This window comes from Natrialba chahannaoensis JCM 10990, from assembly GCF_000337135.1.
GTDB lineage: Archaea > Halobacteriota > Halobacteria > Halobacteriales > Natrialbaceae > Natrialba > Natrialba chahannaoensis.
Genome location: NZ_AOIN01000059.1, coordinates 83,857 through 99,566, shown reverse-complemented (window position 1 = coordinate 99,566; position 15,710 = coordinate 83,857). Strand labels below are relative to the sequence as shown.

Below are 15,710 nucleotides of genomic sequence, written 5' to 3'. Positions count from 1 at the left end.
TTGGACACTCGATGCATGAGTACGGCTGAGGTCGATATGTCCCGGACGAAGGCATGGCTGCTGGCCGCCCGCCCCCAGACCTTGCCCGCGGCCGCAGCCCCGATCATCGTTGCCGTGGGACTCGCGATCCACGACGGCGTCTTCGCACCCGGACCAGCGCTGATGGCGTTCGTCGGCGCTGCGTTGATCCAGATCGGGACGAACTTTGCGAACGACTACTACGACGCGATTAAGGGCGCAGATACCGACGACCGCGAGGGGTTCACCCGCGTCACGCAGGCAGGAATTATCCCCCCTGAACAGGTCAAACTCGCGACCGCGGTCACGTTCGCCCTGGCGATTCTCTCTGGCACCTATCTCGTCTATATCGGCGGCCTCCCGATTCTCGTCATCGGCCTCGTGAGTGTCTTTTGCGGCTGGGCCTACACCGGCGGCCCCTACCCGCTCGGCTACCACGGCCTCGGTGATCTCTTCGTGTTCGTCTTCTTCGGTATCGTCGCCGTCGTCGGCACCTACTACGTACAGGCCGCCGCGGCGGTCGAGCCGTTCATTACGACGATTCCCGCCGGCACGATTACCTGGGGTGCGTTCCTCGCCAGTCTCCCGATCGCCGCACTCTCGACGGCGATCATCATCGTCAACAACGTCCGCGACCGCGAGACCGACGCCGAGACCGGCAAACGAACGCTCGCTGTCCGACTCGGCTATCGCGGGAGTCGAATCGAGTACACTGCCATGCTTGCGCTCGCATATCTCGTCCCCGTCTGGCTCTGGCTCGGCGAGGGCTTCCCCGTGAGTGTGCTGCTCCCGCTCGTCTCGCTCCCCTACGCGGCCATGATCGCACAGACGATCTGGACCAGAACCGACGGCGAGGCGCTCAACCCGGCGCTCGAGGCGACCGGCAAACTGCTCGCACTGTATGCAGCGTTGTTCGCCGCAGGGATGGTGATCTAAGTGTCCGGTGGTGACGCCTCACGGTTCGAACTCGAGTACCGACGGTTTTCGCTCCCTCTCAGAGAGCCACTCGAGACGGCGTCGGGGTCGATCGACGCACGCGAGGGATTTCTGCTCCGACTTGTGGACCGAGCGGGCGGAGACGAAACAGTCGGGTACGGCGAGGCGACGCCGCTTTCGGGCTGGACGGAGCCGTTTGCGGACTGTGAGGATGCACTCGAGCGTGCCAGTCGGGCACTCCGCGATGGTGGGAATCTGGAGGACGCACTCGAGGCGGCTGCGGGCGCTTCGGCGGCCAGACACGGCGTCTCGCTCGCGATTACGGACTGCCGAGCGACGGGCGAGGCGACGCCGCTGTATCGGTACATCGGGCAGGGGCCGATGGTTGGCCGCGTACCGGTGAATGCGACGATCGGTGACGGCGATCCCAGGGAGACGGCACACCAGACTGCGGACGCCGTCCAGCGCGGCTTCGACTGCTGCAAACTCAAAGTCGGTCGCCGTCCCGTCTCGGCGGACATCGAACGCGTTCGGCGAACCCGTGAGGTCGTCGGCCCCGAGGTCGAGTTGCGCGTCGACGCGAACGAGGCGTGGACGTTCGACGAGGCCGGACAGGCGATCGACACGTTCGTCGACGATGAGCTCGGTGTGTCGATCGTCGAGCAGCCGCTTCCGGCGGGGGCGCTCGAGGGCCACGCCGATCTTCGCGAGCGCGCGGCGGGTGAACTCTCCATCGCGCTCGACGAGGGACTACTCGAGCACGGCCTTGACGCGGTATGTGAGGCACAGGCTGCTGATATCCTCGTCCTGAAGCCAATGGCACTCGGCGGAATCGACATCGCGCGCAAGATCGCCGCCTGGGTGACCGAACTCGGCATCAGGCCGCTCGTGACGACGACCATCGACGGCGTCGTCGCCCGGACCGGTGCCGTCCACCTCGCCGCGGCCATCCCGGAACTCCCCGCGTGCGGTCTCGCAACGGGCGACCTGCTCGCCGATGATCTGGGCCGCGATCCAGTCCTTCTCGAGAACGGCGCTGCCGTCGTCCCGCAGGCGAAGGGGCTCGGCATCCAGGGGGTGTGGCACGAATGATCGGCACGCACGAGTGGCCGACACGGGACCTCCTCTCACATCGCACGGCCGCGACGCCCAAGCGGTCGGCACTGGTCGACGTCGATACCGACACCGAATGGACCTACGCCGAGTTCGACCGGCGGGTGGATCGACTCGCGGGGGTACTCAAGTCCGAGTCCAAGTCTAAGTCCGAAACCGAAGCTGCATCTGGATCCGTGCCGGAACTCGAGTCAGGCCCCTCCGTCAACTGCGGCGACCGCATCGGTATCCTGATGGACACCCGACCTGTCTTCGCGACGCTCTTTTTCGCCGCGATGCGCCTCGGAGCGACGGTTGCGCCGCTGAACGTCCGTGAGACGACGGGGGAGCTGACCTCGAAGGTTGACCGACTCGACCTCGACGTGCTGCTCTGTGAGCGGGATACCGAAGCGGTCGCAGTGGCGTGTACGACTGGCGGCGAGTCCGCGCCGCCGGTTTACTCGGTCGACGAGCCGACGAGTGAGGGAGACCGCGTCGTGTCGCTCTCCTCACTCCCGTCGGCCGTTGGCCTGGACACCGACGACGGAATCGGCACAGAAACCGACGCCGACCCGGTTGCTGAAGAATCTGCCATCGAACCAGTTGTACTCGAGTCCGACCACGTGCAACTGCTCATGTTCACGTCAGGGACGTCTGGCGAGCCGAAGATCGTCCAGTTGACCGTCGGTAATCTGGTCGCGAGCGCGACGGCCTCTGCGTTCCGACTGGGCGTAGCGCCGTCAGACCGGTGGCTCTGCTGTCTCCCAATGTATCACATGGGCGGCATTGCGCCGGTCATCCGGTCCACGCTGTACGGGACGACCACGGTGATCCAGCGGGCGTTCGACGAGCACGGGACGGGCCGCGTGCTGGACGAGTACGATATTTCGGGTGTCTCACTGGTCCCGACGATGTGCAAGCGCCTGCTCGACGCCGACTGGGAGCCGGCTGATGCGCTCCGGTTCGTTCTCCTCGGTGGCGCACCCGCCTCCACGGAACTTCTGACGCGCTGCCGTGAAGCGGGTGTGCCGGCCTACCCGACCTACGGCATGACGGAGACGGCCTCGCAGATCACGACCGCGACACCGGCAGAGGCAGCGCGACACGAGGGGACAGTCGGCCAGCCGCTCATCGTCACAGATGTGTCGATCGTGGGTCACGACGGCGAACCGGTTCCGGCAGGTGAGGCGGGCGAAATCGTCGTCTCCGGACCAACTGTGACGCCGGGCTACCTCGACGAGACACGCACGGCGGACGCGTTCTGCGACCGCGGCCTTCGGACCGGTGACGTGGGCTACCGGGACGAGGGTGGCCGGCTGTGGATCCTCAACCGGCGCAGCGACCGCATCGTCACCGGCGGCGAGAACGTCGACCCCGGTGAGGTGATCGACGTGTTGTGCGCCCACCCGGCCATCGAGACAGCTACCGTCGTTGGTCTCGAGGATCCAGAATGGGGCGAGCGCGTGAGCGCGCTGATCGTCCCCGCCGAGGCGAGCGGGACGAAATTAGACTCGGACTCGGAGATACTCGAGTCCGTCCGTGCTCACTGTGACGACAACCTGGCGGGATTCAAGTGTCCGAAGACGATCGGTGTGGTCGATGCACTCCCGCGGACACACTCGGGCACGGTCGATCGAGAAGCGGCCCGCGAGCGGTTGCTCGCAGTCGGTGTCGACCTGACGACAGCCCGCTAACTCCGGTCACAGGCACGACACAGCAATTATAAAACGATAGCGTGTCAAACATCTGGTGCCTCAAACAATCTTTATGCGCTGAGATCGAATGCTATCATATGCCACACGGGCAAGATGTCGAAGACGACACCTCGGAGCTAACGTCTGCGTATGAGTGTCTTCAGTGCGGTCGAATCGTCGAAGCCAGGACGAACCCGGGAGAGTGTGAGCTGTGTGGCGGTGACTTTCAGAACCGCGCGAAATCGATCGAGTAGCGGGTCCGCATTGTTCTCAGTGCCGTCCGTTCTTTGAACCCGGGCACAGAGTGGCAGACCGTCACTTAAGATGCTTGACCGCCTTTTTTCGAACGTGTGCACACTGACGCTCGCCTGGCAGGTCTTCGATGACGTGCCGGTTGCTGTCGCCGCGAACCGGGATGAAGCCGTCGACCGCGACTCACACCCACCCGCCATCTACAGTGAGGGCCCGCTTGTCGTCGCCCCGCAGGACGCCGAAGCCGGCGGCACGTGGATCGGTTTCAACGAACACGGCCTCTTCGCCGGCATCACCAACAAGTGGATCGACGCCGACCTCGCCGGTGACCGCTCTCGGGGACTGCTCGTCGCAGACGTCCTCGAGGCCCGCTCCGCGTCGGACGCAGCCGATATCGTCGAGGAGGCGACAGATGGGAACGAGTACGACGGCTTCTGGCTCGTGATCGCCGATGCGACCGACGCATACTGCTATCAGTGGGACGGCGACCTCTCGGTTACCGAGTTCGACCCTGGCGTCCACGTCGTGGTCAACGTTGCCGCGGACGACGAGGTGGACCTCCCGTCGTTCCGGACCGAGGTTGCGAGCGCGCAGGCCGAGAACGCACGAGCGGTTCGCGCCGAACTCGCAGCCGAGACGGACGAATCCGCCCCAGATTGGCTCGCACGCGCCGGCACCGTCCTCGGTGACCACGAGTTCGGTGTCTGTATCCACGGCGACGGGTACGGCACGCGGTCGTCCTCACTGCTCGCGATCGCCCCGGATTCGGACGGGGCAAACGGACTCGCCGGCGCGACCTATTGGTTCGCGTCCGGCCCACCCTGCGAGACGGCATATCAGCCGGTTGCGCTTGCACTCGAGTCCGACTCCGGCTCCGAGTCTGCGTCCGAGTTCACGTTCGAACCCGAATCAGACTCCGGCGGGCCAACTGACCCTACGACGGGTGCCGAGTTCACGTTCGAAGAATGGACTCGTCGAAACGAATGACACTGGCGTCGAAGGGCACATTTAAGCGGCTCCCTGCCTCTCATACGCACATGGACGCACACCTGGCTGTCGCGACGAGTACGAGCACGGAGGGGTGGTTGCCGTGAGCGTCTCTGCGGCCGAATCGGAGCTCACGGAGGACGAACGGGCCGGTCTCGAACTCGTTCGAGAGACCGGCGGTATCCACCAGAGCGACTTCTGGAAGGAACTCGATGTCTCCTCGCGCAAGGGAAGTCGAATCGTCGAGTCGCTCGTCGAGTACGACCTCGTCAACCGCGAGGATACGGTGTACAACGGACACAACACCTACTACATCACGCCGACCGCACGCGATCTTGACTTTACACTGTTGATGGCTGGCGACATGCTCTCGCCGTTCATCGGTGAGGAGGAGGTCGATCCGAACAGTGACGCCTTCTCGCAGTGGATTATGAACCTCGCCTACGAGGAGTAGCGAGCGGGAAACAGCAACCGAACCGCAGACGAACACAGCAAGCAGCCGCCCGATTTCTCACTCCTTCGAACTCGTAGAGAGCCGTCTCAGTAGCCAGCGCCCGAGGGGCGTCGTCGGATTCTCGGGCGACTGCGTCACGCTCTGTTCGACGAACACCCAGGCGAGCGTCGCCGCGAAGCCGGTGAACGCCACGGTGACGGAGACGGTCTCGCCGGCCAGCAACTGCCCAGCCATCGCCACTCCGAGCGTCCCGAGCAGCACCCAGCCCGCGACGACGATCGCCGGACCGTAGCGTTCGGCAACCGACTCCAGTGAGAACGCCCGCTCTAACAGCCCTATTGCACTCACGACGATCATCGTCCCCGCAAAGCACGCGGCGACGACCTGCGTCGATCCAACCCCGATCATAGCACGTCCGTCAGCAGCTGTGAGCTTAAGTATACAGACCAATGATCGGTTCAACGACTGGTTTCGGGGTCAAGACTGGCTGTGTGACCAGCTCCGGCGGCATCGCTCCCAGCTATCGGCGGTCTCAGCCACACCACGAGTGGACGTAAAATCGGGTTCGAGTCGGACCGTTACTCGATGTTACTCGAGTGCACTTGCCGCGCGAATCAACCGCTCTTCACCGAATGCGGGGCCGACAAGCTGGAGGCCGACGGGGAGGCCGTCGGCGTCGCTTTCGCCGGCTGGAACCGAGATTGCGGGCAGATCTGCGAGGTTCACGGGGACGGTGTTGGCGTCGGCGAGGTACATCTGGAGCGGGTCGTCGAGACTCTCGCCCTGCTCGAACGGGGTAACCGGCATCGTCGGCGAGGCGAGCACGTCGGCCTCGGAGAGCGCCTCGTCGAAGTCCTGCTTGACCCAGGCGCGGGCGTCCTGGGCCTTCTTGTAGTACTTGTCGTGGTAGCCCGCCGAGAGCGCGTAGGTGCCGAGGAGGATGCGGCGCTTGACCTCGTCGCCGAAGCCGTCCTTGCGGACCTGGGAGAAGGTTTCGTTCCAGTTGCCCCCGGTATCGACGTCGCCCTCGGTTTCGGCCTCGGGGCCGTAGCGGACGCCGTCGAACCGGGCGAGGTTCGAGGAGGCTTCGGACATCGCGATCACGTAGTAGGCCTCGACGGCGTGTTCGACGGACGGCAGGGAGACCTCGTGGTACTCTGCACCCTGGTCTTCGAGGTCGGCGATGGCGTCCCAGAAGGTGTCGACGACGTCCTCGTCGGCTCCTTCGAGGAGTTCGGTGGGAACACCGATGGTGAGGCCGTCCACGTCGCCGGTTGCGGCATCGGCGTAGCGCTCACCCTCGGGAGCAGCCTCACGCGTTGTCGCGTCCCGCTCATCCGGTCCCGCGATAACGTCGAGCAGCGCGGCCGCGTCCTCGACGGTCTCGCCGAACGGGCCGATCTGTTCGAGGCTGTTTCCGTAGGCGACCAGGCCGTATCGCGAGACGAGGCCGTACGTCGGCTTGATGCCGACAACGCCGCAGAAGGCGGCCGGACAGCGGATCGAGCCACCCGTGTCCGAGCCGAGCGCGAGGTCGGCCTCGCCGGCGGCGACGGCAGCGGCCGAGCCACCGGAGGAGCCACCTGGGACGTGGCCCGGTGCAGCGGGATTGTCCGTCGGGCCGAACGCCGAGGTTTCGGTGGTCGACCCCATGCCGAACTCGTCCATGTTGGCCTTGCCGACGATGGTCGCGCCAGCCTCCTTGAGCCGCGAGATGACCGTCGCGTCGTACGGTGGCACGTACTCTTCGAGCATCGCCGACCCGCAGGTCGTTGCGACGCCCTTTGTCGAAATGTTGTCCTTGACGGCGACTGTGCGGCCCGCGAGTGGGCCGTCTGCGTCCGCGACTTCGTCGCCCTCGATTCGCTCGTCCGTGATGAAGATGTTGTCAACCATAGCCGATCAGGAGACGTTCGGTCCTTTGAAGAAGCCGTCCTCGGTCTCGGGTGCGTTCCGAAGCGCCTCTTCGCGGTCCAGCGAGTCGCGCTCTTCGTCCGGGCGCATCACGTTCGTCAGGGCAGCCTCGCGCTCGACCTCCGGCACCTCGTCTAAGGTTTCGAAGTACTCGAGTATGTCCGCGAACTGGCCGGTGAACGCCTCGACCTCCTCGTCATCGAGGTCGACGCGGGCCAGCTCCGCAACGTGGCGGACTGCCTCGGGGTTGACGGCGTCGTCGCTCATACGTGTTCGAATCGCCCTGTCGGGAGTAAGCGTTTCGATACGGCGACAGCTGGCGGCTGTGATGTGGCCTGCATTCGCCTCGACGATTCGGGCGCACGTTGGCGAGTGAGGAGGACTATCGAATCGGGTGTGAACGGCTGAAGCGCTGATTACTTCCGCAGGCGCGCGTTCAGATATCCGTACGATCACAGTTTTTAAGTTACGCCGGAGTGTTAGACTATGACTGACAGGGCGTTTTCAGCGACGGTTCGATCGGTATCACCACCAATGACTGACTCCAGTATTCGAACTCACAGCGGCGAGCGACGCACGACTGAGCGGGCGGAGTCCAGCGAGCAGACGGACGAGCAGGACGGGCAGACAGGCGACCGACAGCGACAGCGCGAACGCGAGCACGCACAAGAACAGGAACAGGAGCAAAGCCAAGAACAAGAACAGTGCCCAGAGTGTGACGGCCGTCTCATGTCCGACGCGGAACACGCCGAAACCGTCTGTGCGGACTGCGGCCTCGTCGTCCAGGAAGGCGAGATCGACCGCGGCCCCGAGTGGCGCGCGTTCGACGCCGCCGAAAAGGACGAAAAGAGCCGCGTCGGTGCCCCAACCACCAACATGATGCACGACCAGGGGCTCTCGACGAACATCGGCTGGCAGGACAAAGACGCCTACGGCAAGTCCCTCTCCAGCCGCCAGCGCCAGAAGATGCAGCGTCTTCGCACCTGGAACGAGCGCTTCCGAACCCGCGATTCGAAGGAGCGCAACCTGAAGCAGGCGCTCGGTGAGATCGACCGGATGGCCAGCGCGCTCGGCCTCCCCGATAACGTCCGCGAGACCGCGAGCGTCATCTATCGGCGGGCACTCGAGGAGGACCTGCTCCCAGGTCGGTCCATCGAGGGCGTTTCGACCGCCTCGCTGTACGCGTCGGCCCGACAGGCCGGCACCCCGCGCAGTCTCGACGAAATCGCGGGCGTCAGCCGCGTCGAGAAGGACGAAATCGCTCGCACCTACCGCTACGTAATCCGCGAACTCGGCCTCGAAGTCAAACCGGCGGACCCGGTGAGCTACGTGCCGCGCTTCGCAAGCGATCTCGACCTCTCCGACGAGACTGAACGCCGCGCTCGGCAGTTACTCGAGACGGCCAAGGAATCGGGCATCCATAGCGGCAAGTCACCGGTGGGGCTCGCAGCGGCGGCGGTGTACGCCGGCGCACTCCTCACGAACGAGAAAGTGACTCAGAACGATGTCAGTGAGGTCGCGAGCATCTCCGAAGTGACGATTCGCAATCGGTATCACGAACTGCTCGAAGCCGAGAGCGGTGCACCGGTGTAGATCGAGTCGCCGATTGCAGTGCACTCAACGAATTATTTACTGGCGCTCGTCGCTGCGCCAGATTGTTCTACTCGACAGAATGGAGTGCTAATGAGTGCATACTCAAGCCTGTTTGTCCGGTCGACTCGGCTATGGCTGCTGTACTCGAGTGCGACAACTGTCGAGAACCAGACGTTGCGTACACGTTGACGACGCACGACGCGGGAACCGACGGGGCGGAGATCGATTTGCACTTCTGTTCGAGTGAGTGTTTGCGGGTGTGGACGTAGTTGCGAGGTGTTTTGCGATGATCTGCGTAGAAAAAGACCGTGTGGATGAGCCGCTGGATCACGACTCGTCGTAGACCGCCGGGTCGGGGTCGCCGCTGACCTCGATAACGCCGAGTGCACCGTTGTGGACAACCCGCGAGAGCGCGTGGTCGACGAGTTTGATCGGGCCGGGAACGACCAGCTCCATCTCTCCTGCGACGCTGGTCCCCGGTGCGACCGGCGTCGTCTCGACGTTCTTTGCGGGTTCCGTGAGCAGGTCGCCGTCCCGGTAGAGACGCGACCAGACGTTGCCGATCGGGTGGAGTGCACTGGTGAAGTTGGGGCCGCCGTTCGCGAAGTAGACGCGGACGGTTTCGCCGACCTCGGCCTCAGGTGCACCGTGTGGGCCGTCGGCACTGACCGCGCCGACCTCACCGTTCAGCAGGACGTAGGTCGGGTCTTCGTCCGCGGAGGCGTCAAAGTCGAATTGGTGGTGGCCCTCCTCGCCGGTCTCGCCGTCAGTGTAGAGTTCGTGTTGCCCGATGTAGAACTCGCGGTCGACCTCCGGGAGGCCATCAGCGGGTTCGACGAGGATCGCACCGAACATCCCTAGGCTGATGTGCTGGTCCATCGCCGGCACCGCACAGTGGTAGAGTTCGATCTCGACCGTGGCCTCGATCGTCTCGAGTGTAAGCTCGTGCGTTCGGGTTCGTCCCAGTCGACCGGGGGTGGGAGTGCCTGTGGGTCGGCTGCGATGTGGTCGATATCTGGCGACTCCGCTGGTGGGAGTCCGTCGTCTTCGTGCTCTTCGTCGTCGTCTCGGTCAGCCGCAGCCGGTTCTACATCGGACGCGTCAGGCCGCCTCACGCTGTCGTCGAGACAGCCAGCGACGGCAATCGCGCCGGCTGCGCCGACTCCCTGAACGAACTGTCGTCGGTTTGCGAGTACCGTGGGTTGGGTCATTGGGCTTCCTCCTCAGTTGTACAAATGCGTTCCTCCTTGTCACCTGCATCGATGATTCTTGAGACAGAAGAACACTGGCGAACATGTTCATCCCAGATTTGATTTACGGGGCTGGGTCGAGACAGACACCTATAGTGTCCCCTCTGTCACCCACTGACGACGCAACCGCCCCCGACGCAGCAGTCTGTCCAGCAGTGGACGTGGACTCGAGTACCCGCGAGCTCTCAACAGTTCGTCTCCACGTGGTTACCGGTGGCGACGAGTCGGGTCCACTGGTTGTCTTGCTCCACGGGTTCCCGGAGTTCTGGTACGGCTGGCGACACCAGCTCGAGCCGCTGCTCGAGGCCGGCTACCGTGTCGTGGTGCCGGACCAGCGCGGCTACAACCGCAGCGAGAAGCCCGAGGGTGTCGGCGCGTACCGACTGCGATACCTGACGCGGGATATCGTCGATCAGATCGAGGCGGCAGGCCGAGAGCGCGCACACGTCGTCGGCCACGACTGGGGCGGCATCGTCGCGTGGGATCTCGCCACCCGCTATCCAGATTTGGTCGACCGCCTGGCGGTCATCAACGCGCCGCATCCCGCGGTGTTTCAGCGGGTGTTGCGGTCCTCGATCGAACAGCAAGCCCGGAGCTGGTACGCCTTCCTGTTTCAACTCCCCTGGCTTCCCGAACGACTGCTCGGGGCGAACGAGTACGAGCGTCTCGAGCGGGCGCTGACGGAGACTGCGCAAACTGGAACGTTCCCGGAACCGGACCGAGCACTGTACCGTCGCGCTTGGCAACAGCCAGGTTCACTCACCGGAATGCTCAACTGGTACCGTGCGAGTGGCCGGTACCCGCTAATCAGGCTCGGTCCCTCGATGCCCGCGGCCGACGACGACCAACTCCAAACGCCCACGCTTCTCATCTGGGGTGACGAGGATGTTGCACTGACGACGGAACTCGCACAGCGGAGTATCTCGCAGTGTGCCCAACGTCGGTTCGTGCAGGTTTCGGGAGCGAGCCACTGGGCCCAACACGAGGCATCAGCGTTAGTCTCCGAGGAGTTGCTGGCACACCTGTCGTCGTGAGACGGTGTGTGGGAATTCTCGAGAGTCCAATCTGCACGACAGGTGTGACCCTCTCCGGTCTGAAACCTCCTTCGTTGAATTTTCCCTTCTCGACCGGCCCGCTCGGTCATTCCCACGCGGTAGGAATGTGACTGAGCCTATTGGTTGTGCAGTCCAAACACTCAGATGAACGATTGCCATGGCGCAGGCGACCCTCACTATCACGCTGCCCGACCACGTCTGGATTCAGCAGGTATCGACCGCGAACCCGGACGCGACGTTCCGGGTGCTCGCCGCGGTTCCCGATGCAGACACCGGCTTCGCGCTCGTCCAGATCACCGGGTCGAACGTCGAGCAGGTACTCGAGACGATGAACGACCATCCGCAGCTGACGGAGGTGACGCTCACACAGCGAAGCGATGGCGAGGCGACGGTGCATTTCGAGACGACGAAGCCGTTGTTGCTCTTTTCCTCGCGGGACGCCGGCATGCCGATCGAGTTGCCGGTGACGATTCAGGACGGCCTCGCGACGGTCGAGGTGACCGGTTCGCGCGAGCGGCTGGGTGAACTCGCAGCGCAGTTCGAACAACTGGGGTTGCAGTATCGCATCGAGACTGTCACTGAGCAGCTACACGAGAGTCAACTGCTCTCGGATCGACAGTTCGAGGTGCTCGCTGCTGCCGTCGAGCAGGGTTACTACGATACGCCGCGTCGGAGTTCACTGACCGAACTGGCCGAGCATCTTGGCATTGCGAAGTCGACATGCAGCGAGACACTCCACCGCGCGGAGGAGGCGATTATCAAGCGATTCCTCGACCGCGTCCCGGACACCGACCCCGAAACTGCGATCGAAGATCAGCTTGCACGTAGCTGACGGGACTGCCAGTACTTATACACACGAATATATTCGCCCTGGTTCCCACGGTGTGGAAATCGACTGTGTTCTTCTTACATATCTAGTTGTGAGTGCGTTCTAGAGGAACCGCAAATGAACGTATTCAAGTGGGTGCCGTTGCGTACTCACGTTGTGACTGGAATCGTATGTCAAGAGGTGTTCTAACGCGATGAGTACGGAAGACGAATCGTTCCACCCACTCGGCCAAGAGTGGGAGAATGAACTCGAGACGATGCTCGACGATACCGAGTACGACAGCGACCTCGGGATGCAGATGGCCGAAGACGCCATGCGCGTCACGAAGGGCGAACTCTCTGAAGCCGACTTCCACGAGAAGTATCACGACGACGTGATGGAGGAGTTCGGCGTCGACGACCGCCCAACCGAGGAGGCCTACGAAGAGGCCCAAAAGAATGCTGGCGGCTTCGCCGAGATGCTGAAAAGTGTCGACAGCGACGGCGAAGAGAGTCGCCGCGACATGATGAAGAAGATGGGTGCCGGTGCAGCCTTCGTCGGTCTCGGTGCCTTCGGTGCTGCAGAGGGTGGCAGCGAGAGCCAGCCGAACGTCGCCGCCGCCCAGGAAGGCGACAACACTGAGCAGGATGTTCAGTGGGGCATGGCGATCGACCTCGACCGCTGTGACGGGTGTCTCTCCTGTGTCAAGGCCTGTGCAGAGGAAAACAACCTGGACCGTGGTGTCAACTGGATGTACGTCCTCGACTACGAGGACGATAGCGCCGTCGACATCGGTCAGAATCGACTCGTCCGGCCGTGCCAGCACTGTACTGACGCACCATGTGAGAAGGTCTGTCCGACGACCGCGCGTCACACTCGTGACAAGGACGGGCTCGTCCTGACCGACTACGACGTCTGTATCGGCTGTCGGTACTGTCAGGTCGCCTGTCCGTACGGTGTCAACTACTTCCAGTGGGACGAACCGGATGTCTCCACGGAAGACATCGAGGCACATGCACACGAAGAAATGGAAGGAGAAGGTCACGAGGCCGATCACATGACCGACGACCGTGGTCGCTGGGTCGACAGTCGTGCTCCACGTGGCGTCATGAGCAAGTGTACGATGTGTCCAACCTTCCAAGACGGTCTAGCCGGCGAAGAGAAGGTTGGTACGACTGCCTGTGAGGACGCCTGTCCGCCGGACGCGATCCAGTTCGGTAATATGTTCGACGAGAACAGCGACCCACAGCGGTACGCCGACAACCCGGCTCGTGGTCGGGCGCTCTCTGATATCGACATGACCGTTCCATCGGCGGCCGCACTTGAGGACGACCTCGATGGTGCGGACGACGACCTAGAGTCCGTTCTGGAGGCGTCCCAGGACCTCGACGAGGAGGACCTCCGGATCATGAAGGCGATCGAAATCGTCTCCGAGGACTTCGGTGAGGGCGATGCTGAATACGTCGAATACGAACAGAACATCATCGAGGCCTTCGATGCGCTCGAAGCACACGGGCTTGACCTCGACAGCGAGGAAGTCCTCGTTGGGCTTGACCTCGCTGACGAACCAGACGAGGACGAGGAGTTCGATGGCCCAAGCGAGAGCACGGCACAGACCGTCCTCGTGAACGAAGCCGGAGAGCCAGAATCGAACTTCCAACTGCTCCAGGACATGGGTACCAACCCGAACATCATCTACCTGGGTAACGAGCCAGGCCCGCAGGCAAAGCAGGTTGATGGGCCAGTTGCCTACGAGGACGTGGAAGCTGACCTCGCTGACGGGCGTTCCGTGCCGCTCGCAGACAACCGCAAGGAAGTCCTCGACGAGATGACGGTCGGTGACGCTGGGGTGTCCCTATGAGCACCAAGACGCCATCTGAGGACGACATCCTGCGGCCGATGCACACGTTCACAAAGAAGTACGTCCTCCTGTTCGTCATCTCGGCACTGGCCCTTGGCGCGTTCCTCGTCGGGTGGCTGTACCAGTTGCAACAGGGAATGGCCGTTACCGGTCTCTCCGACTGGGGTAGCGGTGGCGGTGTCACCTGGGGACTGTACATCGGCGCGTTCATCTGGTGGGTCGGGATCGCACACGGCGGAATTATCCTCTCCGCTGCGGTCCGACTGCTCGGCATGGATCGATACATGCCGGTCGCCCGCCTCGCAGAAATGCTGACGCTCGCCGGCCTCTCCGCGGCAGGATTCTACATTCTGGTGCACATGGGCCGCCCGGACCGCATGGTCACGAGTGTCCTCGGTCACTACCACATCACGGTCAACAACTCGCCACTGGTGTGGGACGTTACTGTCATTACGGCCTACTTCGTGCTGACCGCGACGTACCTCGGGCTCACGCTCCGATACGACATCGCACGCCTACGCGATGACCTGCCATCGTTCTCGCCCAACGTAGGCGGGAAGCAGCTTCCCGACCTTCTCGCACCGGTCTACAACGTGCTGACCCTCGGCTACACCAAGGCCGAAGACAAGGTCATCGACCGGATGGTCTGGTGGGTCGCACTCGCGATCATTATCATGGCACCACTGCTGCTTCACGGCGGTGTCATTCCGTGGCTGTTCGCCGTCCTGCCAAACTACCCTGGCTGGTTCGGTGGCATTCAGGGACCACAGTTCCTGACGATCGCACTCACGTCGGCAATCAGTGGCGTGATCCTCCTGTCCTACGCGTTCCGCCGCGCGTACGACTGGGACCACATCATCACTGACGACATCTTCCGTGGGTTGCTCCTGTGGCTCGGATTCTTCTGCCTGCTGTTCCTCTGGCTGCAGCTCCAGCAGCTCGCCACGGGCAGTTTCCACCCAACGACGGACCACGCAGACGCAACTGCGTCGAAGTTCTCGCACCCGATGTACGTCGTCCCGATGCTGATGGTGCTCGGCGTGCTGGTGTACATCTTCGCACAGACGATCCGCCCGTCGCTGTTCAGTAAGGGCCGCGCGATCGCTGCTGGCCTGCTCGTGCTGACCGCGACGCTGGTCGAGAAGACGTACTTCGTCCTCTCTGGCTTCTGGTACCCGTCGTTCAGCATCTACGATGGCTCACCGGGAGAATACTTCCCAAGCGTAATCGAACTCCTGTCGATCGTCGGAACGATCGGTATGGTTGTTCTGTTCTTCCTCGTGCTGTCGAAGCTCGTCCCCGTGGTCGAACTCCACGCGGTCGAACACCTTCGTGGCGATCACGGCCATGGTCACGACCACGACCACGAATCGGTAGACGAAAGTGCAGAGCAGCCGGAGGTTGAAGCATGATCCCAGCGCTTACCACTGCGCTCTCGTTCATCCTCTATCACGGCTACGATGGGACCGAGGGTGTGACGGGCTTCCCGAACATCGGGACCTACCTCATCTTCGGGGTCATCCTCGTCCCCGTCTACGTGATGGTCGCTGCCTGGTTCATCGGACAACCCCGCGATAGCAAGACCGGCCTGCTCGGCGTCTCCTACCTCGTCGGGATTACGGCCCAGATGTGGATCGGGATGTTCATCCTGACCGTCATCATCGGCGTCGTCTTCTATGGCGGCCTGCCGGAACCACTCGGGGCACCTGGTCCGTAAGGACCACTCGAGTGCCGTTGCGGTGCCGGTCCGGTGCCTTGCGGTTCACACGAATTACAACCGGCACCGCCGACACACC

15 protein-coding genes and 1 pseudogene are annotated in these 15,710 nt (G+C 63.2%); 12 read left to right on the top strand and 4 right to left on the bottom strand.

Annotated features, from left to right (window positions below):
* The first annotated feature begins 15 nt into the window (after positions 1-15).
* The 6 genes from C482_RS10690 to C482_RS10670 all read left to right on the top strand — a co-directional run bounded on the left by C482_RS10690 (position 16) and on the right by C482_RS10670 (position 5,433).
* Positions 16-954, top strand: coding sequence for a 1,4-dihydroxy-2-naphthoate polyprenyltransferase (locus C482_RS10690; RefSeq protein ID WP_006167636.1), 939 nt, complete (start codon positions 16-18; stop codon positions 952-954).
* Positions 955-2,046, top strand: coding sequence for a mandelate racemase/muconate lactonizing enzyme family protein (locus C482_RS10685; protein WP_006167635.1), 1,092 nt, complete (start codon positions 955-957; stop codon positions 2,044-2,046).
* Positions 2,043-3,740: a class I adenylate-forming enzyme family protein gene (locus C482_RS10680; protein ID WP_006167634.1), complete on the top strand. Its 1,698-nt coding sequence runs from the start codon at positions 2,043-2,045 to the stop codon at positions 3,738-3,740. Before C482_RS10685 ends, C482_RS10680 begins: the two co-directional genes overlap by 4 nt.
* 98 nt (positions 3,741-3,838) lie before the next feature.
* The gene (locus tag C482_RS21140; RefSeq protein WP_006167633.1) at positions 3,839-3,994 is read left to right on the top strand and encodes a rubrerythrin-like domain-containing protein; all 156 of its coding nucleotides are present in this window, start codon (positions 3,839-3,841) and stop codon (positions 3,992-3,994) included.
* A gap of 94 nt (positions 3,995-4,088) precedes the next feature.
* Complete coding sequence (locus C482_RS10675; protein WP_049896636.1) at positions 4,089-4,979, top strand: NRDE family protein; 891 nt, start codon at positions 4,089-4,091, stop codon at positions 4,977-4,979.
* 103 nt (positions 4,980-5,082) lie between these two features.
* Positions 5,083-5,433, top strand: coding sequence for a helix-turn-helix transcriptional regulator (locus C482_RS10670; protein ID WP_004267708.1), 351 nt, complete (start codon positions 5,083-5,085; stop codon positions 5,431-5,433).
* Between the two features lie 57 nt (positions 5,434-5,490).
* Here the strand turns inward: C482_RS10670 and C482_RS10665 are convergent, their stop codons facing one another.
* The 3 genes from C482_RS10665 to gatC form a co-directional block, all read right to left on the bottom strand.
* Positions 5,491-5,841: a hypothetical protein gene (locus tag C482_RS10665; RefSeq protein WP_006167631.1), complete on the bottom strand. Its 351-nt coding sequence runs from the start codon at positions 5,839-5,841 to the stop codon at positions 5,491-5,493.
* Between the two features lie 180 nt (positions 5,842-6,021).
* The gene (gene gatA / locus C482_RS10660; RefSeq protein ID WP_006167630.1) at positions 6,022-7,329 is read right to left on the bottom strand and encodes an Asp-tRNA(Asn)/Glu-tRNA(Gln) amidotransferase subunit GatA; all 1,308 of its coding nucleotides are present in this window, start codon (positions 7,327-7,329) and stop codon (positions 6,022-6,024) included.
* A 6-nt stretch (positions 7,330-7,335) separates the two neighbouring features.
* Complete coding sequence (gene gatC, locus C482_RS10655) at positions 7,336-7,614, bottom strand: Asp-tRNA(Asn)/Glu-tRNA(Gln) amidotransferase subunit GatC (RefSeq protein ID WP_006167629.1); 279 nt, start codon at positions 7,612-7,614, stop codon at positions 7,336-7,338.
* Between the two features lie 267 nt (positions 7,615-7,881).
* Here gatC and C482_RS10650 point away from each other — a divergent pair, with 267 nt between their 5' ends.
* Positions 7,882-8,940, top strand: coding sequence for a transcription initiation factor IIB (locus C482_RS10650; protein ID WP_006167628.1), 1,059 nt, complete (start codon positions 7,882-7,884; stop codon positions 8,938-8,940).
* Positions 8,941-9,267: 327 nt separating this feature from the next.
* Here the strand turns inward: C482_RS10650 and C482_RS10645 are convergent.
* Positions 9,268-10,151 (bottom strand): annotated as a pseudogene (locus tag C482_RS10645) (nitrite reductase).
* 194 nt (positions 10,152-10,345) lie between these two features.
* Here C482_RS10645 and C482_RS10640 point away from each other — a divergent pair.
* The 5 genes from C482_RS10640 to C482_RS10620 all read left to right on the top strand — a co-directional run bounded on the left by C482_RS10640 (position 10,346) and on the right by C482_RS10620 (position 15,631).
* Positions 10,346-11,224 carry an alpha/beta fold hydrolase gene (locus tag C482_RS10640; RefSeq protein WP_006167626.1) on the top strand — a complete coding sequence of 293 codons (879 nt, stop codon included), beginning with the start codon at positions 10,346-10,348 and terminating at the stop codon, positions 11,222-11,224.
* A 178-nt stretch (positions 11,225-11,402) separates the two neighbouring features.
* Positions 11,403-12,077, top strand: coding sequence for a helix-turn-helix domain-containing protein (locus C482_RS10635; RefSeq protein ID WP_006167625.1), 675 nt, complete (start codon positions 11,403-11,405; stop codon positions 12,075-12,077).
* 190 nt (positions 12,078-12,267) lie between these two features.
* A complete protein-coding gene (locus tag C482_RS10630) occupies positions 12,268-13,914 on the top strand; it encodes a 4Fe-4S ferredoxin N-terminal domain-containing protein (protein ID WP_006167624.1) in 1,647 nt (548 codons plus the stop codon).
* Positions 13,911-15,326: an NrfD/PsrC family molybdoenzyme membrane anchor subunit gene (gene nrfD, locus C482_RS10625; protein ID WP_006167623.1), complete on the top strand. Its 1,416-nt coding sequence runs from the start codon at positions 13,911-13,913 to the stop codon at positions 15,324-15,326. The genes C482_RS10630 and nrfD overlap by 4 nt, the downstream gene beginning before the upstream one ends.
* Positions 15,323-15,631, top strand: coding sequence for a hypothetical protein (locus tag C482_RS10620; RefSeq protein WP_006167622.1), 309 nt, complete (start codon positions 15,323-15,325; stop codon positions 15,629-15,631). Before nrfD ends, C482_RS10620 begins: the two co-directional genes overlap by 4 nt.
* Positions 15,632-15,710: the final 79 nt, after the last annotated feature.